Below are 21,237 nucleotides of genomic sequence, written 5' to 3' on the forward strand. Positions count from 1 at the left end.
GGGGGACCCGGCACGCCCGCACCGCAGGCAGGGGCATACCGTGAGGAGTCGAGCACGAACGCCGGGAGCGAGGAGAACGGGATGGGCAGCCGCACCGCGCTGGTCGAGGATCTGATGGAACGGTTCCCGCACGTGCCACGGGAAGCCGTCTTCAAGGAGGACCTGCTCCGCGGGGGCGTCGCCTTCGACGACTCGGCCCTCTCGGACAACGAGGACGGCGACGTCAAGCCGAAGTCGTACTTCATCTTCTCCTTCGACCACGGCACCCTGCCCGAACTGGGCGAGGCCGCGCTGCGCCGCCCGCCGGAGGAGATCATCCTCACCGGCGGCCCGTACGACCTGCGGCGCACGGTCGTCTCGGTCCGCGTGAACCCCGCCTCCCCGTACCGCGTCGCGGCCGACGAGGAGGGCATGCTCGGCCTCTACCTGGACGGGAAGCGGATCTCCGACGTCGGTGTCCCGCCGATGCCGGACTACTACCGGCACAAGCTCTCCAACGGCAAGTCCGTGATGGAGGTCGCCCCCACCATCCAGTGGGGCTACCTGATCTACCTCACCGTCTTCCGGGTCTGCCAGTACTTCGGCGCCAAGGAGGAGTGCCAGTACTGCGACATCAACCACAACTGGCGCCAGCACAAGGCGGCGGGCCGCCCCTACACGGGCGTGAAGGACGTCGAGGAGGTCCTGGAGGCGCTGGAGATCATCGACCGGTACGACACCGCGAAGACCTCCACCGCCTACACGCTCACCGGCGGCGCGATCACCAAGACGGTCGCCGGGCGCGACGAGGCCGACTTCTACGGCCACTACGCCAAGGCCATCGAGGAGCGCTTCCCCGGCCGCTGGATCGGCAAGGTCGTCGCCCAGGCCCTCCCGCGCGACGACGTGCAGCGCTTCAAGGACTACGGCGTGCAGATCTACCACCCCAACTACGAGGTGTGGGACCGCCGCCTGTTCGAGCTGTACTGCCCCGGCAAGGAGCGCTACGTCGGCCGCGACGAGTGGCACAAGCGCATCCTCGACTCGGCGGAGATCTTCGGCGCGCGCAACGTCATCCCCAACTTCGTGGCGGGCGTGGAGATGGCCGAGCCCTTCGGCTTCACCACGGTCGACGAGGCCATCGCCTCCACCACTGAGGGGCTGCGCTTCTTCATGTCGCACGGCATCACACCCCGGTTCACCACCTGGTGCCCGGAGCCGACGACCCCGCTCGGCAAGGCCAACCCGCAGGGCGCCCCGCTGGAGTACCACATCCGCCTGCTGGAGGCCTACCGCTCCACGATGGAGGACTTCGGCCTCTCCTCGCCCCCCGGCTACGGCCCGCCCGGCCCCGGCCAGGCCGTCTTCTCGGTGAGCTCGTTCATGGACAGCCTTCCGGCGCGCGAACCGGCGACCGAGCCCTCCGCCCGGTAACCCGCGCCCCTTCCACGAGTACGGCGGCCCGTTCTTCCGGGTCGCCGTACGTCCCGCGCGCAGATGGATATGCTCCTTGTCAGTTGTGCGGGAACCGTGAAAAGGTCGGGGCCTCTCGTGAGCCGATGGCCAACCCCAGTGGCCAACTCCCCAGTAGCGGCAGCGAGTTGACGTCGTGGATGCACTTGACGCAGGAGTCCCCATTGCCCGACCTGCCGACCCCCCGGAACGCCACCGAGGCCGCGTGGTTCTCGGAGTGCTGGGACGCGGTCCTGTCGTACGCCGATCTGTGCACGTCCGGATCCGCCTCGGCGACGCAGTTGGCCACCGAGGCGTTCACGCACGGCATACGCCAGGCGCGTGACGACGACGGCGGGGCGAAGGGGAGCGGGCGCCGGGTGTCGCGGCTGCCCCGGATCCCGCTGCTGCTGACCTCGGTCCGCACCACCGCCGCCGCCTGGGAGGCCGCCGGCAGCGGTCACCGCCTCGACCCCGACCTGCGGCTGTGGCTCACCTCCGGGAAGGCCGCCCGCTACACCGGGCCTCCGCTGAGCCGCCCGCTCGCGCTGCGCGGACTGCGGGACCTCCAGGAACCGGACGCCGCGCTGCTGTGGCTCGCCGAGGTCGAGGCGCTGCCGCTGCCGGTCGTGGCCCGGCGCCTCGGCCTCGACCCCGCCACCGCGGCCGCCGAACTGGCCCAGGTACGGGCGCTGTTCCGGGACCGCTGCCACCGCGCCCACCTCGACACACCCATGGACGCGCGCTGCCGCGCCTTCGCACGGCTCCTCGACGCGGTCACCCGCTCGCCCGGCGCCGAGACGCCCGAGGACCTCTCCCGCCACCTCGCGCGGTGCGTGGAGTGCGCGGAGGCCGCCGCCTGCCTGCGCCTGCACGGCGGCGGACTGCCCGCCGCCCTGGCGGGCGGGGTCATCGGCTGGGGCGGCCTCGCCTACCTGGAGCGCCGGCGCCGGGCCGCGGAGGCCGGTCTGGTCGGCGGACGCGCCGACGCCGCCACGGACACCGGGTTCGCCGAGGGCGAGGAGGCCGCGCCCCGGATCGGCCGCACCGGCACGCTCGTCACCGCCGTCCTGGTGTCCGCGCTGGCCCTCGCGGTCTCGCTGATGCCCTTCGACGGCTCCGAGGGCAGCACCTCCGTGCGCGACGAGGCCGGAGACCGGCGGCCCGTCGCGGACCCCGGACCGTCCTTCCCCTCCGCCTCCGCCACCGCCACCACCACGGCCGGCTCGACGGCCTCACCCCGGCCGTCCCGCTCCCGGACCCGCTCCGCCCCCGATCCCGGCCCCGGCATCCAGGGCGGCTCCTCCACGCCCGACCGCACCCCGAGCCCCACACGGTCCACGAAGCGCCCGACGGCGACCTGCCGGGTGCGCTACGAGGTCGTCGACGAGTGGCCCGACGGTTTCCAGGGCGCCGTCACCGTCACCTCCAGCAAGGCCCTCGACACCTGGCGCGTCGCGTGGACCTTCGGCGACGGCCAGCGGGTCAGCCAGATGTGGGACGGCGACTACGTCCAGAGCGGCTCCCGCGTCACCGCCACCGCCGCCGACTACAACAAGTCCGTCCGCGCCGGCGGCACCTTCGGTGTCGGCTTCATCGCCTCCTGGCACGGCGGCAACGGGCCCGCGCACGACTTCACCCTGAACGGGCACGGCTGCACGACGGTCTCCTGAACCGGGTTTCGGCACGCCCCGAATAATCGGTGGCGTCCGCCCGAGGGCCCGGCCTAGGGTGTACCTCGTTCCCCCGCGGCGCACGCCGCCGGGGGCCCGACCGAGCGGAAACCAGGAGGTGTTGACCGATGGCTGTCACTGCGACGGGCGCTGCCCGCATCCAGAAGTCCATCAAGTCCACCTCCGTGGCCGCCGGCTGACCTCCTTCTCACTTCTCAGCGCCTGAGCGCGCGTGCCGGGGCCGCCCCTCGAAGGGTCTCCCTTGTCTTCCTCCGCTTCCACCTCCCTTTCCGCTCTCTCCGCGCACCCTCTCGCCCCCTACGGCTGGGACGAGGAATGGGCGCGCGAGTTCGCCCCCCACGACGCCGAGGGGCTGCTCGCCGGGCGGGTGATCCGAGTCGACCGCGGTCAGTGCGACGTGGTCACCGCCGACGGGGTCATGCGCGCCGACACCGCGTTCGTGACGCCGCACGATCCGTTGCGTGTGGTGTGCACCGGCGACTGGGTCGCCGTCGAACCCACCGGCAACCCGCGCTACGTGCGTACGTACCTGCCCCGCCGTACCGCCTTCGTCCGCTCCACCTCCTCCAAGCGCTCCGAGGGCCAGATCCTCGCGGCCAACGTCGACCACGCCGTCGTCGCCGTGTCCCTCGCCCTGGAACTCGACCTGGGCCGCGTCGAGCGCTTCCTCGCGCTCGCCTGGGAGTCCGGCGCCCAGCCGCTCGTCGTCCTGACCAAGGCCGACCTCGTGCCCGACCCCGCCACGCTCGGGCATCTCGTCCAGGACGTGGAGACGACGGCACCCGGGGTGCCGGTGCTGCCCGTCAGCTCCAGCGCCGGGGAGGGCATCGACGTCCTCGCGGCCGTCCTGTCGGGCGGCACCTCGGTGCTGCTCGGGCAGTCCGGCGCGGGCAAGTCCACCCTCGCCAACGCGCTGCTCGGTGAGGACGTGATGGACGTACGGGCCATCCGCGACGTGGACGGCAAGGGCCGTCACACCACGACGACCCGCAACCTCCTCGTCCTGCCCGGCGGCGGCGTCCTCATCGACACCCCCGGTCTGCGGGGCGTCGGCCTCTGGGACGCCGGGACCGGGGTCGGCCAGGTCTTCGCCGAGATCGAGGAACTGGCCGCCGACTGCCGCTTCCACGACTGCGCGCATGTCGCGGAGCCCGGCTGCGCGGTTCTCGCCGCCGTCGAGGACGGCGTCCTCCCGGAACGCCGCCTCGACAGCTACCGCAAGCTCCTGCGCGAGAACCAGCGCATCGTCGCCAAGACGGACGCCCGGGTCCGGGCCGAGATCCGCCGCGACTGGAGGCGGAAGATGGCGGAGGGACGCGCCGCGGTGGCGGCCAAGCGCGGCCACTGGGCCTGACCTGGCCTGACGCCCAGCCCGACTCGGGGGCCGACGCCGGCTCAGGCCGACGCCGACCCATGGGCGGGCGTCCGGCCGTCGCCGGGGGCTGGGGCTCGGCTAGCGCCGGGGGTCTACCTCAGGGCCGACGTGGGCTCCCGGTGGGGGCGTCCAGCTCAGGCCGGGGCCGACCCGTGGGCGGGCGTCCGGCTCAGGCCGAAGGTGGTCCGGCTCCCGCCGGGGCCTGTCTCGGGGCCGACGTGGGCTCTCGCTGGGGCGGCGTCCAGCTCAGGCCGAGGCGGATGCGGGGCTGGGGTCCGGCTGACGCCGGGGCCGATGTGGGGCTGGCGCTCGACCAGGGTGCCCGGCTGACGCCGGGCTGTACGCCGACGTCCAGCGGCCGAACTCCGGCTCGTGCCGGGCCGACGGCGGGCTGAAGCCTGCTCACGCTCCGGCCGACCCGGGCCAACACCGCCCGCCGAGGCGGACTTTGACGGCCGGCGCGGGGTTCCGCGCCGGCCGTCGTGTCGTTGCGCGGCCGCGCTACGGCGGCTCGGCGGACCGGGACAGCGCGCCCCAGCCACCGAGGGCTGGTTGGGCCGGGTGGACAGCGTCCTCCGTCCCCCCGGCCTCGCCCAGGTCGCCGGGGAGGCGGCAGGCCCAGGCACCGAGGGCCCTGACCCGGCGACGCCGGGTGTCCCGACCCCGCGGGTGCCGGACATCGACCCGAGCCGTGGGTCGTACGCCCAGAGGAGTGTGGGCCGCGCAGACCTTGGCGGGATCGAGTCCCAGGTCCGGCGTGGTCGACTCGCCGTACGGCCTCGGAGTTGGCGCGGTCGAGTCGCCGTACGGCCCCGGACCGGGCGTGGTCGAGTCGCCGTACCGCCTCGGAACCGGCGTGGTCGAGTCGCCGTGCCGCCCGGGACCGGCCTGGCCGACTCGCCGTGCCGTGCCGTGCCGTCCCGTCCCGGGCTCCGCCTGGTCGAGTCGCCGTACGGCCCCGGACTGGGCGTGGTCGAGTCGCCGTACGGCCTCGGACCCGGCGTGGTCGAGTCGTCGTGCCGCCCGGATCCCGGCGCCGTCGAGTCGCCGTACCGCCTGGGCGCCCTGGGGAACGGCTCGGGCCCCGCACGTGCGACCCCGCGCCGTGTCGGCTCAGCGCCGTGTCCGATTTCCGCCAGCGGCCGGTGTCGTGGTGACGGAGACTGGACGGTGTGATCGATGAAGAGACCAGGTACGAGGCGGTGCGCAGCCGCGATGCCCGTTTCGACGGGGAGTTCTTCTTCGCCGTCCAGACGACCGGGATCTACTGCCGGCCCAGCTGCCCGGCGGTGACGCCGAGGCGGGAGAACGTCCGGTACTACCCGACGGCCGCAGCGGCACAGGGCTCGGGCTTCCGGGCCTGCCGCCGCTGCCGCCCGGACGCGGTACCGGGCTCGGCCGACTGGAACGTACGCGCCGACGTAGTGGGCCGGGCCATGCGCATGATCGGCGACGGCGTCGTCGACCGGGAGGGCGTCGCCGGGCTCGCGGTGCGGCTCGGGTACAGCGCCCGCCAGGTGCAGCGCCAGCTCACAGCCGAACTCGGGGCGGGACCCGTCGCACTCGCCCGCGCCCAGCGCGCCCACACCGCGCGGGTGCTGCTCCAGACGACCGGCCTGCCGATCACCGAGATCGCGTTCGCCGCCGGGTTCGCGAGCGTGCGCCAGTTCAACGACACGGTCCGCGCCGTCTACGCGTCCACGCCGAGCGAGCTGCGCGCGGCGTCGGCCCGGCGCGGCTCCGCCGGGCGCCGTGCCGCGACCCCCTCCGCGGGGATCCCGCTGCGACTCGCCCACCGGGGCCCGTACCAGTCGACCGCCCTCTTCGACGTCCTCGCCCGCGAGGCGGTCCCGGGCGTCGAGGAGGTCACCGGCACCCGGGGGCGCCGCACCTACCGGCGGACCCTGCGCCTGCCGTACGGCACCGGAATCGTCGCCGTGGCCGAACGCCCGGGCGGCCCGGCACGCCCCGCGCCCGCCCACCCCGGCGGCTGGCTGGACGCCCTGCTGCACCTCACCGACCTGCGTGACCTCACCACCGCCGTACAGCGGCTGCGGCTGCTGTTCGACCTCGACGCCGATCCGTACGCGGTGGACGAACGGCTCGCCGCCGATCCCCGCCTCGCACCCCTGGTCGCCGCCCGCCCGGGCCTGCGGTCGCCCGGCACCGCCGACCCGGACGAGCTTGCCGTGCGCGCGCTCGTCGGCCGGGCGGAGGCCGAGCGGCTCGTGCAGCGGTACGGCAAGACGCTGGACGCCCCCTGCGGCACGCTCACCCACCTCTTCCCCGAAGCCGGCGTCCTCGCGCAGGCGGAGCCGGACGGCACGCTCGGCGCGCTGGCCGCCGCCCTCGCCGACGGCACCCTGCGGCTCGACGCGGGCGCCGACCGGGACGACGCGCAGCACGCGCTCCTCGCCCTGCCCGGCATGGACCCCCGCACCGTCGCGGTCATCCGCAACCGCGCCCTCGGCGACCCGGACGCCGCGCCACCGGACGACGACGTCCCGGACACCTGGCGCCCCTGGCGCGCCTACGCCCTCCACCACCTCGACGCCGCGCTCGCAGCAGACGACGCGGACGGCGCCCACGACGGCGCCACCGACTCGGAACGGGAAACCCACTGATCATGTCCTCGCACACCGTCACGCACTGCACCACCGTGGACAGCCCGGTCGGCCCGCTGCTCCTCACCGCCGACGACTCGGGCGCCCTGACCTCCCTGTCCGTACCGGGCCAGAAGGGCGGCCGTGAACGCCGGCCGGAGTGGCGGCACACGCCCGCGCTCTTCCGGGCCGCCGAGGAGCAGCTCGCCGCCTACTTCGCCGGTGAACTCGACCGTTTCACCCTGGAGTTCAGGGCCGCCGGGACCGAGTTCCGGGAACGGGTGTGGGCCGCCGTCGACTCCGTGCCGTACGGCGAGACGACCACGTACGGTGCCATCGCCGCGCGGATCGGCGCCCCGCGCGCCGCCGTCCGCGCTATCGGGGGCGCGATCGGCGCCAACCCCCTGCTGATCGTGCGCCCCTGCCACCGGGTGATCGGCGCGGACGGCTCGCTGACCGGTTACGCGGGCGGCCTCGACCGCAAGCAGCGGCTCCTCACCCTCGAAGGAGTGCTCACCCCGTAGAGGTGGAAGGGGCGGACACGCCCTAGTCCTCCAGGCCCCAGCTGTGGATCCGCCTCGGGTGGACGCGGATCAGCTCCTCGCTGAAGTGCGGGCCCAAGTCATGCGGGCCGGTGAGGAGTTCGGCCTCGCCGCGGATGTCGACGCCGCGCACCCGCCAGGGGTCCAGGCTCACGATGTCGTCGACGACGAGCGCCACCTTCGGGTTCCGTTGCAGGTTGCGCCACTTCTTGGTCGTCCCCATCGCGTACCCGCCGATCAGGATCGTCCCGTCGTCCTGCGGGAAGAAGCCGACCGGGTTCGCCTGCGGCTGTCCGTGGGCGTCGACGGTGGCCAGCCGGCCCAGCCGCTGCGATCTGAGGTAGGCGCGTTCCGCCTCGCTGAATTCGGTCATGGCAGCAGCCAAGCACCCCCGCGCCCGCCGCACACCGGCCGACGGCCCTGAGCCGCCCGCGGAACCGGCCTCTGCGGCCAGGGGTGTGACGGAGTGTTGGGACCGGCCGATGCCTGGGAACCCATGGGCCCATGACCCGAGTGATCAAGGCCAGGTACCTCCTGACCGCCCTGGTGACGGCGCTGGCGTTCGCCCCGCCGACGGCAGGCGCCGCCACCGGCTCCGGGCCCGCCCGGCCGGCCGGCGCCCCCGTGCGCGACGCCGTCGAGCGCCCGGCCGCGAACCGGGGCGCCGCGTACGTCGTCCCGGGCCACGACTCCGGCCCGACCGTCCACGCTCCGGTCCCCGCCGTCGGCGCCCCCGCGCCCGGTGCCCTCGGCGCCCCCGGCTACCGCGCCTCGGGCGCCGATCCGCTGCCGCCCGTCCCCTCCGTCACCGAGGCACTGACGTCCGGCGTACTGCGTCCCCCCGACGAGGACTGGACCGGCACCTGGGAGGCGGCCCCCTCCGGGACCGTGCCGGGGCTGCCCGGCGCCTCCGTCCGCAACGTCGTCCACACGAGCGTCGGCGGCAGCGCGGTCCGGGTCCGGATCTCCAACCGGCTCGGCACCGCGCCGCTTCGCCTCGGCTCCCTGACCGTCGCGCTGCACCGGCCCGGCGCCCCCGCGAGCCCGGACGCCGTCCCGGGCTCGCTGCGGACCGCGACCTTCGCGGGCGCCCGGTCCGTGGTCGTCCCGGCCGGCTGGGACCTGGTCAGCGACCCCGTACGGCTGCGCGTGCCGGCCGGCGCCGACCTGTTGATCTCGGTGCACACCCCGGACGCCGCGGGCCCGGCGACGTACCACCGCTCCGCCCTCCAGACCAACTTCCTCGCCCGCCGCGGCGACCACACCCGCGACGAGCACGGCGACGCCTACACCGTCACGCTCGGGAACTGGTACCACGTGACCGGCGTCGACGTGCTCGACGCGCCCGCGGCGGGCAGTGTGGTCGCCCTCGGCGACTCCCTCACCGACGGCACCGGGTCCACGTACGGGGCCAACCACCGGTGGCCCGACCGGCTCGCCGAGCGGCTGCGCGGCCTGCCGCCGGCCCGCCGGCTCGGCGTCCTGAACGCCGGGATCTCGGGCAACCGCGTCCTGCGCGCGGGCGTCGGACCGGACGCCCTGTCCCGGCTCGACGCCGACGTCCTGTCCCGCACCGGGGTGCGCGCGCTGATCGTGCTGGAGGGCGTCAACGACATCAAGGGCACGCCGGAGCAACTCGACCCCGCCGCCTTCGAGGACGCGTACCGCCGCATCGTGCGCCGCGCCCACGCGCACGGCATCCGCGTCATCGGCGCCACCCTCACCCCGTACGGCGGGCACGGCGCCTGGACGACGTCCCGCGAGGCCGCGCGCCGGGCGGTCAACTCCCTCGTCCGCTCGGGCGGCATCTTCGACGACGTGGCCGACTTCGACGCCGCCGTCCGCGACCCCGCCCGCCCGACCCGTATCCGCCCCGCCTACGACCCCGGCGACCACCTGCACCTCAACGACGCCGGTATGCGGGCCCTGGCCGACCGGGTCGACCTGGCATCCCTCATCCGCTGAGGACGCGCGCCCGGGTGTGGGCCGCGGCGGGTCAGCCCCAGAGGACCGCCGCGACCCACGCCCCCATGATCAGCAGGCAGGCGAACAGCTCCGCCAGCACGCTCCAGCCCCCTGACCGCATCGCCGTGCGCAGGGCCGCCACCGCCTCCCCGTGCCGCCCGAGACGCAGCCGCTCCGACAGATAGATGCCGCCCATGAAACCGGGCAGCGCGCCCAGCACCGGCAGCACGACGAAGCCGAGCAGCGCGCCGAACCCGGCGTACGCCGCCATGCGGGGCGTCGCGCCGCTCGCGCTCAACCTGCGCGGGGGAAGCGCCCATCGCGCCGCCTGGGCCAGCAGCAGCGCCACCGTCGCGCCCACCAGCACGCTCCAGGAGAGCTTGCGGGGGTCCTCCAGTGCCCACCACAGCACCGCGGCCCAGACGAGCCACGATCCCGGCACGCCGGGCACCAGTACTCCGAACAGGCCGAGCAGGATCACCACCCCGACCAGCAGGAGCTCCCACACTCCCATCTGTCCAGGGTGCAGGAGAACGGGTGAACCCGCAGGTCAGTCCTGTCGGTCCCGGGCCACCCAGGCCCGCTCGTACGCGTGCCAGCCCAGTTGGAGCCGGGTCGTCACGCCGGTCAGCTCCATCAGCCGCTTCACCCGGCGCTGCACGGTCCGCAGGCCCAGGTCCAGCTGCTTGGCGACGCTCGCGTCCGTCAGCCCGGCCAGCAGCAGCGACAGCACCTCGAGGTCCGTGCTGTCCGGGCCGTCCGGTTCCTGCTCGGCCACGCCCGTGCTGCCGAGGCGCAGCGGCAGCGCCTCCCGCCACACCGACTCGAAGAGCCCCGAGAGCAGTTCGAGCAGTCCGCTCGCGTGCACGACCAGGGCGGCGGGCTCGGCGGTGTGGGAGGTCAGCGGCACCATGGCGAGCGTCCGGTCGGCGATCACGAGTTTGGTCGGCACCGTGTCCGCGACGCGGACCTGCTCGTCCCGGCCCAGGGCGGCGGACAGCTCGGTGATCCCGCCGGGCAGGTCGAGGACCGCCCGCTCCACCACCACGCGGTAGGTCACCCCGCGGCCGGCCGCCTGCTCCTCGGCGACGTTCTCCGTCCCGGACACGACCACCGGGTTCCCGGTGACCAGCGCGCACACCTCCTCACTGGCGCCCAGCTGGAGCTGGAGGAACCGCTGCGCGACGGCCGCCGCGCCGATCACCACCTCGACCAGGTCGTGCACGGCGGGCTCGGCGGCCTGCGCCCGGTACTCCTCGGCGAGCAGCGCCGCCGCCAGCTCCGCCTTCTCCAGCTCGTGCCGCCGCTGGGTGAGCAGCGCGCCCAGCGCGACACCGGGCGGCGCCGCGACCCACCGCCCGGGGCGGGCCGTCGACTGCGCCGCCAGTCCGTGCCGCTCCAGACGGCGCAGGGCGCGCTCCGTGTCGTACTCGCCGAGCATGAGCCGGCGTGCGAGATCGGGCACGTCGGCGGCGCCCACGGACACCAGTGCCCGGTACGCCGACTCGTGCGTCTCGTCCAGACCTATCGCTCCCAGCATGCGGAGACGTCCCTCCCCAAAGGATCATCCGTGACGGCCGGGCCGTGGCGGAAAACAGCCACGGCGCAAACCCGCCTTCCCACATCATCGCCGCACCACCCGTCTCTCTGACAAGGTTGCGTCACTGGGGCACCAACCACCGCCCGTAATGCCCGGCTTGGGACCGTCCGGCCTGCGCGGACGTGGCGGGGGCGGTTCCCGACGGACGTGACCGCGCATCACCGCGGAGCATCAGGGAACCAGGTCACACTCAGGACCGGGACGGACCGACATACGCGGCGGCCCGGTCGTCCAGACCGTGACCGGACCCACGACGTGCGGTGGGTCCGAGTCACTCCGGCGCCGCCGGGCGGTTCTCCCGTGGGGGGTGGGACCGCCCGGCGGTATCACGCACGGCTGTTCGAGCCGACGCCCTTCCGTCGTCCGACACGCCGCCCGGCGATCTCCGTCCGCCGGATTTTCCCGATGCACCGTTTTCTTCCGGCTCCCGCGGTGGACAATCAAGGGCATGAGCCAGCAGGGGGAGAGTCCTACCGGTCACGAGGACGACTGGTGGGGGCAGTTGTACGACGACTCCACCGGAGACACGGGTCCCGCGGCGGCGGCCGACTCCCTCGACGACCGGTTCGCGTCGGCGTCGGGAACGGTCGGGCGGGGCGACCCGGCACCGGGTGCGTACGCCGACGAGGTCCCGCCCCGCCCCGGGGAGACGCACGCGGTCCCGGAGCAGCGCACCGGCGGCTCCGGAACCCCGTCCGCCACCTCCGGGCCACGCGACCCGGGCCCCGGGCCACGCGACCGGGGACCTGGACCAAAGGTCGGCGCCCCCGAAGACCGGACGCCCGCCGCGACGGACGGAACTCCGCCGGCGGACGGCACCGGGGGAGGGCGCCCGCCGGGCGGAACGGCCGGGGTCCGCCCGTCGGCCGGGGCGGCCTGGAGCGCGTCGCCCGATGCGGCCGGGAATCCGCCGCCGACCGGCCCCCGCCCGGCCGCCGAGGACGAGCCCGCGCCGGCCTCGCCCGCCGTACCGCCCGTAGGTCCTCCGCCAAAGACCCCTCCGCTTCCCGTCGGCCCCCCGCCGCCGACCGCGAGCCCCCGGCCGCCCGCCGGGTCCCCGCCCGTCGGTGTGCCGCCGCCTCCCGCGGGTTACCTGCCCGTCGAGGAGCCCGGCGGGACGGCCCCCGCGCCGCCCGACGAGCCCACCCTCGCGCCCCTCGGCCGGTCCGCCGGGTCGGCCTGGCCGTCCCTCGCGGAGTCCGGGTCCCCGGCCGCGGGTCCGGGACTGCCCGACCCCGTCGGCCACGTCGGATCCGGGCCGCCCACCTACGACGCGGAACCCACGGCACTGCCGCCCGCCGACCCGGACGCGCTGGCGGACCTCGTCGCGGACACGGTGCTGGAGGGCGCCCAGTACGGGGCGTGCACCCTGCGGGCGGTCTCGGTGCGCGGGGACTCCGCCCGGTACCGGGGCGAGCCGCGCCGGGACGCCCTGCTGACCGCCCGCTTCGGGACGGGGGAGGACGCCCTGGTCCTCGTTGCCATGGCGACCGGCGCGCGGGCCACCCCCGGCGCGCACCGGGCGGCCGCTGAGGCGTGCCGGTGGATCGGCCGGGCGGTCGGCCGCAGCCAGGCACGGCTGGCCGAGGACATCCGGGCCGGCCGGCGCGGCGACCTGAAGTCGGGCCTGCACCGCCTCACCGACCGCAGTCTCGGCAGGCTGCGGGCCAGCGCGGCGGAACAGGGCGTCGAGCCCGAGGAGTACACCGCGAGCCTGCGGTGCCTGCTGCTGCCCGCGGACCCGGAATGCCGTACGCGCGTCTTCTTCGGCGTCGGCCCCGGCGGTCTGTTCCGGCTGCGGGACGGCGAGTGGCAGGACATCGAGCCCCGGGTGGCGGAGACCGCAGGGGAGCCCGTCGTCGGGTTCGGCTCGCCGCCCCACGAGACCCCGGAGGGCGACCGGCTCACCATGGACCTCGGGATCACGACACCCCCGAGCCCGTACGAGCCCGCGCCCCGGCCGCCCCGCGCCCCCTTCCGCTTCCGGGCCTCCGTCGCCCGCCCGGGTGACACGCTGCTGCTGTGCACGGACGGCCTCGCGGAGCCGCTGCGCGGGGAACCCGAGCTCGCCGCGCATCTGACGACACGCTGGTCCACGCCCGAGCCGCCCGGGCTCGCGACGTTCCTCGTGGACAGTCAGGTCAGGGTCAAGGGGTACGCCGACGACCGGACGGCCGCCGCCGTTTGGGAGGCGTAACCCCCCGCCGTGTGGATTCATGGAACCCGAGGGGATCTCCGGAGACCGAAGGGCACGTGAAGTCATGGCCAAGCAGACCGTCGCCGAGCAGTTCGTCGACATCCTCGTCCGCGCGGGCGTCAAACGGCTGTACGGAGTCGTCGGCGACAGCCTCAACCCGGTCGTGGACGCCATCCGGCGCAACGCGGCCATCGACTGGATCCACGTCCGGCACGAGGAGACCGCCGCGTTCGCCGCCGGCGCGGAAGCCCAGATCACCGGGAACCTCGCCGCGTGCGCGGGTTCCTGCGGCCCCGGAAACCTGCACCTCATCAACGGCCTGTACGACGCCCACCGCTCCATGGCCCCGGTGCTCGCGCTCGCCTCCCACATCCCCTCCAGCGAGATCGGGCTCGGGTACTTCCAGGAGACGCACCCGGAGCGGCTGTTCGACGAGTGCAGCCACTACAACGAGATGATCTCCAACCCGAAGCAGATGCCCCGGCTGGTCCAGACGGCCATCCAGAACGCCGTCGGGCGCAGCGGTGTCAGTGTCGTGACGCTGCCCGGCGACATCGCGGGCGAGGCGGCCCCGGAGAAGTCGGCGGAGACCGCCCTGGTCACCGCGCGGCCGACGGTCCGCCCCGGCGACGCCGAGATCGACAAGCTGGTCGCGCTGATCGACGCGGCCGACAAGGTCACGCTCTTCTGCGGCAGCGGCACGGCGGGCGCGCACGCCGAGGTCATGGAGTTCGCGGAGAAGATCAAGTCGCCGGTGGGGCACGCGCTGCGCGGCAAGGAGTGGATCCAGTACGACAACCCGTTCGACGTCGGGATGAGCGGCCTGCTCGGCTACGGCGCCGCCTACGAGGCGACCCACGAGTGCGATCTGCTGATCCTGCTCGGCACGGACTTCCCGTACAACGCCTTCCTGCCCGACGACGTGAAGATCGCCCAGGTCGACGTCCGTCCCGAGCACCTGGGCCGCCGCTCCCGGCTCGACCTCGCCGTGTGGGGCGACGTGCGCGAGACCCTGCGGTGCCTGACGCCGCGGGTGCGGACGAAGAAGAACCGGCGCTTCCTCGACAAGATGCTGAAGAAGCACGCCGACGCGCTCGAAGGAGTCGTCAAGGCGTACACCAGGAAGGTCGACAAGCACGTCCCGATCCACCCCGAGTACGTCGCCGCGGTGCTGGACGAGGTCGCCGACGACGACGCGGTCTTCACGGTCGACACCGGGATGTGCAACGTCTGGGCGGCGCGCTACATCTCGCCCAACGGGCGCCGCAGGGTGATCGGTTCCTTCTCGCACGGCTCGATGGCGAACGCGCTGCCGATGGCGATCGGCGCCCAGTTCACCGACCGGCGCCGCCAGGTCGTCTCGATGTCCGGCGACGGCGGATTCAGCATGCTGATGGGCGACTTCCTCACCCTCGTCCAGCACGACCTGCCGGTGAAGGTCGTCCTCTTCAACAACTCCTCGCTCGGCATGGTGGAGTTGGAGATGCTGGTCGCCGGACTGCCCTCGTACGGCACGGCGAACAGGAACCCCGACTTCGCCGCCGTCGCCGAGGCGTGCGGGGCGTACGGCGTCCGCGTCGAGAAGCCCAAGCAGCTCGCCGGTGCCCTCAAGGACGCCTTCCGGCACAAGGGCCCGGCGCTCGTCGACATCGTCACCGACCCCAATGCCCTCTCCATCCCCCCGAAGATCAGCGCCGACATGGTCACGGGCTTCGCCCTGTCCGCGTCGAAGATCGTCCTCGACGGGGGCGTGGGCCGCATGCTGCAGATGGCCCGCTCCAACCTGCGCAACGTACCGAGGCCCTGAGGCACGGCCGGCGCGGGGCCGGTCGCCCGGCCGGTCCCGGGGGCGGTGTCGAATGACGGGAGCCGTCCCTCCTCGTCGTCTACGGCGGAATAGGCAGTCCCGTGTAGGCAGTTGGGGCGATCTCACGCGGTCGGGGCGCCGCCGCGGACGGTAGGCCCGATGGGGGCGGTGCGGTGCCCGGGGGCCCGGAGCGTCCACCGGCACCCGCACCGGCCCGCGTCCCCGCGCGGGCGCCGGGGCGTCCGGTGACTGTCGCACCACCCGTCCGAACTGCCCCTGCACGCACTCCGGTTACGCCCTCGCAGGCGGGCGCGGGCCGGATGCTCCCCTCCCAGGAGCCCGGCCGGCTCCGTCCCGGCGGGCCGCTTCCCGGGTGCCGCGCCGGGAACCCTCCGGTGTCCGGCGCGTGATTGACGATTCAGCATGACTGTCGTCTTCCGCGGCCGGGCATGGATCCCCGTGAACGTGTTCGAGCAGGAGGGAAACCGACATCGGCGTGCGGGCGGGGGTCATGAAGAGGCAGGCACGTGCGGGCGGCCCCGGGACACTGGGGGCACCCGCGGCGAAGACAGTGGAGGAAACGGTCGACGGGGGCGGGGAGAAGCCGGGAGCGCCGCAGCTCCGGCGCCGGCTGGGACGGGGGGACCTGAGGGCCGTGCCAGAGGCCCGCAAGGCACTGAGGGAGCTGTTACGTCACTGGGGGCGACCGGGACGGTCGGAGGTCGCCGAACTGCTCACCAGCGAGCTGGTGACCAACGCCCTGGTGCACACCGACCACGACGCGCTGCTGACGGCCACCGTCTCGCCGCGCGGACTCCGGGTGGAGGTCAGGGACTTCGTGGGACGCAGGCCACGGCTGCGGGTACCGAACGCCGACGACGGTACGCACGGCAGGGGGCTGGTCCTGGTGCAGTCCCTGGCCGACGCGTGGGGCGTACGCGTGCACGCCGTGGGCAAGGCGGTCTGGTTCGAACTGGACGGGGGCGCGGCATGACCTCATGCCGCGCCCCCGTCCAGTGAGGCGTCCGGACCCGCCGGACCCCCGTCGGTCCGGTCCTAGCCGAACTGCTGCTCCAGGTCCTTCAGTTTGCGCTCCAGGGAGTCGAGGCGCGGCAGCGCCATGGTGTCGTCTTCCGCGGTGAGGTCGATGACCGGGTCAGTGGCGCCGCGGACCGGCTGCAGGGAGGCGCGGGCGCGTACGGGCAGTTGCTCCGACGCCGATATGGCAGGCTCCGAGGAGGCTTGGGCGGGAGCCCGCTCCACGGTGGTCTCGAGCTGCCGGTTGCCGCGGCCGACCAGGCCGCGGTGACCCCGGCTGAGCGCCTTGAGGTGCGCCCGCTCGACCCGCTCCTGCTCGCGCCGGCGCAGTCGGTTCTGCTCCTTCTGGCGCCGGTCCTCGCGCACCTCGTCCACGGCCTCGTCCAGCGTACGGACGTTCTCCAGCAGCATCAGCGACCAGGCGCTGTACGTCTCGCGGGGAGCGCGCAGCCAGCGGACGATGCGGATCTGCGGCAGCGGGCGCGGGACCAGACCCTGCTCCCGCAGCGCCGCCCGACGCGTCTGCTTCAGCGCGCGGTCGAACAGCACCGCCGCGGACAGGGACATGCCCGCGAAGAAGTGCGGTGCGCCCGCGTGGTCCAGGCCCCGGGGCGCGTGCACCCAGTTGAACCAGGCCGCCGCGCCCGCGAACGTCCACACGAGTATGCGGGAGCCGAGGGCCGCGTCACCGTGGCTGGCCTCGCGCACCGCGAGCACGGAGCAGAACATGGCCGCGCCGTCCAGGCCGAACGGCACCAGGTACTCCCAGCCGCCGGAGAGGCCGAGGTTCTGCTCGCCGAAGCCCACGAGGCCGTGGAAGGAGAGAGCCGCGGCGACCGCGGCGCAGCAGAACAGCAGTACGTAGGAGGCGGTTCCGTAGATGGCCTCCTTGCGCCTGCGGCGCTCCTCGCTGCGCTCCCACGAGTCCTCCGCGCGCGGCGCTTTCTCCCCGGCCCGCTTCCCGCGTGCGAGCACCGCCACCGCCGCCAGCATGCCCAGGAGCAAGACGGCGCCCGGAAGCAGCCAGTTCAGCGATATGTCGGTCAGTCTCATCAGGGGGTCCCTTGCATTGGGATAGGGCGTAACGCCCGCCATAGTGGCCCAATCCCGTCGGCCCTCAGGGGGTTTCGGGGCAAGAGGCCGCCAAGGGAGTGCAAGGGCATGCGCAAGGCGACACTTTGCTCGAACTGCCGCGCGAGGAACGGGAGTTGAGTACGAATAAGACTACCCGTACGGGTGGTTCCACGGAAAGTTCCTGCGGCAGGTGAGGAAGTTGTGAACTGACCGTGATCCGCGGGGTGCCGCACCCGGTGCCCGTGGGCCGCCGCGGCGCGAGTCGATCTTAGGGGGAACGCGGTGCGGCGGGGTGCCCCGGGGGCCTCAACCCGCCGCGGACGCCGTCAACTTGGCGACGCGGTCCGTGTCGCAGGTGCGCGGGCACGTGACGCAGGTGTCCTCGGGCCGCAGCGTGTAGAAGAGGCAGCAGCTCGCCCGGTCCCGGGTGGGCAGGGCCTCGCCGTCCGGTCCGGTCAGCTCGCGGAACGCCGCGGAACCGGCGTACGGCTTCGTCGTGCCCGGCAGCAGCCGCTCCAGCTCTCGCATCGCCCGCCGCTCCTCGCCGAGGAGGTGGGCGACGTACCAGAGCCCCTCGACGACCTCGTCGGTCGCCATGCCCCACAGGGCGCGACCGCGCCGCCGCATCCGCGGGCCGAAGCCCCCGAGGACCGGCTCCAGGTGCTCGGCCACGGCGGCCCGCACCTCGGCCTCCAGGGCCGCCTCGTCCGGTACGACGCGAGCGCCGGGCAGGCCGGCCGCGGGGTCGTCCGGCAGGCAGGCGAACTCTTCGACGCGCACCGCCATGCGCCCCAGGGCCCGCTGGTACGTGACGTGCTCCACAGGCAGCCGCGGGACCCGGCGCAGCAGGAACCACGGCACGGTGATCAGCAGGCAGGCGGGCCAGGCGTAGCGGTGCAGTCCGAAGCTTGCGACGACGTCCGGACGGGCCCGCTGCCCGTAGTCCCGGAGCACCTGCTCCTCGTCCCAGGCGAGGAAGGCGTCGAGCTCGGCGCCGCCCTCCGCGAGCCGTGCGGCGCCTACCCAGCCGCCGTCTTCGGGTGCCGCCTGCGCGGGGCCGAGCTCCTCGACCGCCAGCCCCGGGAACACCTCGGTGAGGCGCGCGTACGCCTCCGACACGGCCGAGGGAGCCGCGGGGGCGACGCCGGCCGGGAGGTCCGGGACCAAGGCGGAGAGAGGCATGCGAGGACCACCGCTTCACGCTCGTTTGCAGGTAAGCCTTACCTTACCCACACGCCCGGAGGTTTGAACTGGGGGCCCGGGCGCCTATGGTCTTGACGGACAGGTGACAACCACCGCATTGACCCCCAAGTACCACCAAGCCCGGAGGAGGAGCCCGTGGAGCAGGCCGGCCCGCGCGACGCGCACCGCCCCACGGGTTCGGCGACCCCGGACACCGCCACGCGCGTACCCCCGCAGCCGCGCGCGGCGGACCGGGACCGTGGACGGGGCGCGGCCCGCCCCGCCGGCTCCGCGGGCGGGGCGCGCGGCGAGCACACGCACAGCGAGACGCCCCTGCCGCGGCCCCGCCGCGACGGACGGCAGCTCGTCCAGCGCTCGTCCGTGCGCGGCCAGATCCTGGACGCGCTGCGGACGGCACTGGTCTCGGGGGAGTTGGCGCCCGGCGAGGTGTACTCGGCGCCCGTGCTGGGCGAGCGGTTCGGGGTGTCCGCGACGCCCGTCCGTGAGGCCATGCAGCAGCTCGCCCTCGAAGGTGCCGTCGAGGTCGTGCCGAACCGGGGTTTCCGGGTCGTCGTGCGGTGCCCCCGCGAGCTGGCGGAGCTGGCGGAGGTCCGCGCGCTGATCGAGGTGCCGGTGATGCTGCGGCTCGCCCGCACGGTGCCCGCCGCCCGCTGGGCGGAGCTGCGCCCGCTCGCCGAGGCGACTGCGCGGGCCGCGTCCACCGGGGACCGCGCGAGCTACGCGGAGTGCGACCGCGCCTTCCATCGCGCCGTCCTCGCCCTCGCCGGCAACGAGCAGCTGCTGCGCATCGCCGACGACCTGCACCGCCGGGCCCAGTGGCCCCTGGTCGGCGGCCCCGTGTCACGCGGCCGTGCCGACCTCGTGGCCGACGCCGCCGAACACACGGCACTGCTCGACGCCCTGACCGCGCAGGACCTCTCGGTGGTCCAGTCCCTGGTCCGCGAACACTTCACCGGCGCCTAGCCCCTCCAGTCAGACCCACCCCGAGCGGCGCCCGGCACGTGTGCCCACGGCACCGCGGTCGTCCCGCGAGGCGCGGTTCGGGTGCCTGCGGGGCTCGGTTCGGGTGCCTGCGGGGCTGTGCTCGCGTACCCGCGGTGCTGTGCTCGCGTACCCGCGGTGCTGTGCTCGCGTACCCGCGGTGCTGTGCTCGCGTACCCGCGGTGCTGTGCTCGCGTACCCGCGGCGCTGTGCTCGCGTACCCGCAGTGCTGTGCTCGCGTACCCGCGGCGCTGTGCTCGCGTACCCGCGGTGCTCCGCCCGCGTACCCGCGGTGCTCCGCCCGCGTACCCGCGGTGCTCCGCTCGGGTGCCCGCGGTGCTCCGCTCGGGTGCCCGCGGCGCTCCGCTCGGGTGCCCGCGGCGCTCCGCTCGGGTGCCCGCGGCGCTCCGCTCGGGTGCCCGTGGGGATGCGCTCGCGGTGCTTCGCCCGCGTACCCGCGGTGCTTCGCCCGCGTACCCGCGGTGCTTCGCCCGCGTACCCGCGGTGCTTCGCCCGCGTACCCGCGGTGCTTCGCCCGCGCACCCGCGTGCCCGCGCACCCGCGCACCCGCGTGCCCGCGCACCCGCGTGCCCGCGCACCCCCGTGCCCGCGCACCCCCGTGCCCGCGTGCCCGCGGGGCTCGGTTCGGGTGCCCGTAGCGCTGTCGCCGGTCCGGTTTCCGACGGTCCCGCGTCCAGTCCCCCTCGCCTCGGAGCCGTACGCCCCGAGCCCGCTCGGAGTCGACCGGGGCCGGCCTTCGGTCGCAGCCGACCTGATACAAGCCGCAGGCCGGGGCATCACCGGCCCGGCCGTTGAGGCCCGCGTCCCCGGTGATCCGCCGTGCCAGCGGCGTTCCGGCCGGGTGCGCCCCGGCACTGGCGGGGTGCCGTCGCCCCCCCCTAAGGGAGCCCCGGCGGCCCGCGGCGCGCCGCCCCGCTCAGGCCGTCGCGGCCGGTGGGGTCAACTGACGGGCCAGCCACGTGGGTACGCCGCCGAGGAGCCGGTACAGCCGAGCGGCCTCCGCGCGCAGCCGGGACGCCTCCGGCTCGGACTCGGCGTCCGCGAGCGAGGCCAGCGCGGGTGCCGTACCGACCAGGAAGCCCAACTCCTCGCGGATGCGCAGGGATTCGGCGAAGCCGTGCCGGGCCTCGGCCAACTCGCCCTCCCGCAGGGCGAGTCCGGCGAGATGGCGCCAGGTGAACGAGAGCAGCAGCGGATCGCCCTGGGCGGTGGCGCCGGCGTGGGCGCGGCGGTAGGCGGCGCGCGCCGACTGCGGGGAGTGGGCGAGGTTCTCGGCGAGCAGTCCCCGCCGGAAGTCCAGCAGCGCCCGCCCCGGGGCACCCGGGGCGATCAGCGCGGCGGCCCGGCCGAGCGCGGCCCGCGCCTCGTCCGCCCGGTCGCGTACGCCCAACAGGGTGGCCGCGTAGGCGAGATGACCGCGCTCGCAGGCCGCCGCGCCCCGCTCGTCGTCGCTGCGGGCCTGTGCCTCCGCCGTGCGCAGCGCGTCCTCCGCCTCGGCCCAGCCGTGCTCGGTGTAGAGGCACCGCTCGACGAGGAGCGAGGCTCTCTGCAGCGCCGCGTCCGCGGTGTGCGGTTCCAGGAGCGCGGCCGCGTCGGCCCAGCAGGCGCGCGAGCGCAGCCGCCATACCGCGGTCTGGAGTGGATCGTCCCCTGCAGTCGTTCCGGAACCAGACATGGCGGTATGCGCCACGTTGCCCTCCCCGAGC

General features: G+C 74.6%; 16 protein-coding genes. 10 read left to right on the forward strand and 6 right to left on the reverse strand.

The window, feature by feature from the left end; translation table 11 throughout:
- Positions 1–81: 81 nt before the first annotated feature.
- The 5 genes from ACZ4VA_RS09375 to ACZ4VA_RS09395 all read left to right on the forward strand — a co-directional run bounded on the left by ACZ4VA_RS09375 (position 82) and on the right by ACZ4VA_RS09395 (position 7,627).
- A complete protein-coding gene (locus ACZ4VA_RS09375) occupies positions 82–1,413 on the forward strand; it encodes a radical SAM protein (RefSeq protein ID WP_355793300.1) in 1,332 nt (443 codons plus the stop codon).
- Between the two features lie 203 nt (positions 1,414–1,616).
- Positions 1,617–3,104 (forward strand): cellulose-binding domain-containing protein, encoded by a 1,488-nt coding sequence (locus ACZ4VA_RS09380; protein ID WP_356237800.1) that lies wholly within the window; start codon positions 1,617–1,619, stop codon positions 3,102–3,104.
- Positions 3,105–3,366: 262 nt separating this feature from the next.
- Positions 3,367–4,479 carry a ribosome small subunit-dependent GTPase A gene (rsgA, locus tag ACZ4VA_RS09385; protein WP_355794319.1) on the forward strand — a complete coding sequence of 371 codons (1,113 nt, stop codon included), beginning with the start codon at positions 3,367–3,369 and terminating at the stop codon, positions 4,477–4,479.
- A gap of 1,196 nt (positions 4,480–5,675) precedes the next feature.
- Complete coding sequence (locus tag ACZ4VA_RS09390; protein ID WP_356166996.1) at positions 5,676–7,124, forward strand: bifunctional transcriptional activator/DNA repair enzyme AdaA; 1,449 nt, start codon at positions 5,676–5,678, stop codon at positions 7,122–7,124.
- Between the two features lie 2 nt (positions 7,125–7,126).
- Entirely contained in the window at positions 7,127–7,627 is a 501-nt protein-coding gene (locus tag ACZ4VA_RS09395) for a methylated-DNA--[protein]-cysteine S-methyltransferase (RefSeq protein WP_389390344.1), read from the forward strand.
- Between the two features lie 22 nt (positions 7,628–7,649).
- On the opposite strand, the gene ACZ4VA_RS09400 is transcribed toward ACZ4VA_RS09395, so the two are convergent.
- Complete coding sequence (locus ACZ4VA_RS09400; RefSeq protein WP_355782906.1) at positions 7,650–8,018, reverse strand: PPOX class F420-dependent oxidoreductase; 369 nt, start codon at positions 8,016–8,018, stop codon at positions 7,650–7,652.
- A 131-nt stretch (positions 8,019–8,149) separates the two neighbouring features.
- Between ACZ4VA_RS09400 and ACZ4VA_RS09405 the strand changes: the two genes are divergently transcribed.
- Entirely contained in the window at positions 8,150–9,610 is a 1,461-nt protein-coding gene (locus ACZ4VA_RS09405; protein WP_356166908.1) for a GDSL-type esterase/lipase family protein, read from the forward strand.
- A gap of 31 nt (positions 9,611–9,641) precedes the next feature.
- Here the strand turns inward: ACZ4VA_RS09405 and ACZ4VA_RS09410 are convergent, their stop codons facing one another.
- Positions 9,642–10,124, reverse strand: coding sequence for a DUF456 domain-containing protein (locus tag ACZ4VA_RS09410; RefSeq protein WP_355793983.1), 483 nt, complete (start codon positions 10,122–10,124; stop codon positions 9,642–9,644).
- A gap of 36 nt (positions 10,125–10,160) precedes the next feature.
- Positions 10,161–11,150 (reverse strand): helix-turn-helix transcriptional regulator, encoded by a 990-nt coding sequence (locus ACZ4VA_RS09415; protein WP_356166906.1) that lies wholly within the window; start codon positions 11,148–11,150, stop codon positions 10,161–10,163.
- A gap of 508 nt (positions 11,151–11,658) precedes the next feature.
- Here ACZ4VA_RS09415 and ACZ4VA_RS09420 point away from each other — a divergent pair.
- The 3 genes from ACZ4VA_RS09420 (at position 11,659) to ACZ4VA_RS09430 (ending at position 16,208) form a co-directional block, all read left to right on the forward strand.
- Positions 11,659–13,407: a protein phosphatase 2C domain-containing protein gene (locus ACZ4VA_RS09420; protein ID WP_356166903.1), complete on the forward strand. Its 1,749-nt coding sequence runs from the start codon at positions 11,659–11,661 to the stop codon at positions 13,405–13,407.
- A 64-nt stretch (positions 13,408–13,471) separates the two neighbouring features.
- Positions 13,472–15,214 (forward strand): pyruvate dehydrogenase, encoded by a 1,743-nt coding sequence (locus tag ACZ4VA_RS09425; RefSeq protein WP_355780909.1) that lies wholly within the window; start codon positions 13,472–13,474, stop codon positions 15,212–15,214.
- Between the two features lie 511 nt (positions 15,215–15,725).
- On the forward strand, positions 15,726–16,208 hold the full coding sequence (locus ACZ4VA_RS09430; RefSeq protein WP_356166898.1) for an ATP-binding protein: 483 nt from the start codon (positions 15,726–15,728) through the stop codon (positions 16,206–16,208).
- Positions 16,209–16,270: 62 nt separating this feature from the next.
- On the opposite strand, the gene ACZ4VA_RS09435 is transcribed toward ACZ4VA_RS09430, so the two are convergent.
- Both ACZ4VA_RS09435 and ACZ4VA_RS09440 read right to left on the reverse strand, forming a co-directional pair.
- Positions 16,271–17,305: a DUF2637 domain-containing protein gene (locus ACZ4VA_RS09435; protein ID WP_355794801.1), complete on the reverse strand. Its 1,035-nt coding sequence runs from the start codon at positions 17,303–17,305 to the stop codon at positions 16,271–16,273.
- Between the two features lie 327 nt (positions 17,306–17,632).
- On the reverse strand, positions 17,633–18,508 hold the full coding sequence (locus ACZ4VA_RS09440) for a (2Fe-2S)-binding protein (RefSeq protein WP_356166895.1): 876 nt from the start codon (positions 18,506–18,508) through the stop codon (positions 17,633–17,635).
- A gap of 156 nt (positions 18,509–18,664) precedes the next feature.
- On the opposite strand from ACZ4VA_RS09440, the gene ACZ4VA_RS09445 reads away from it, so the two are divergent.
- Positions 18,665–19,492: a GntR family transcriptional regulator gene (locus ACZ4VA_RS09445; protein ID WP_452921725.1), complete on the forward strand. Its 828-nt coding sequence runs from the start codon at positions 18,665–18,667 to the stop codon at positions 19,490–19,492.
- Between the two features lie 955 nt (positions 19,493–20,447).
- Here the strand turns inward: ACZ4VA_RS09445 and ACZ4VA_RS09450 are convergent.
- Positions 20,448–21,221, reverse strand: a complete 774-nt coding sequence (locus ACZ4VA_RS09450; RefSeq protein WP_356166889.1) for a hypothetical protein — start codon at positions 21,219–21,221, stop codon at positions 20,448–20,450.
- Between the last annotated feature and the right edge of the window lie 16 nt (positions 21,222–21,237).

This window comes from Streptomyces sp. NPDC028308, assembly GCF_055565855.1.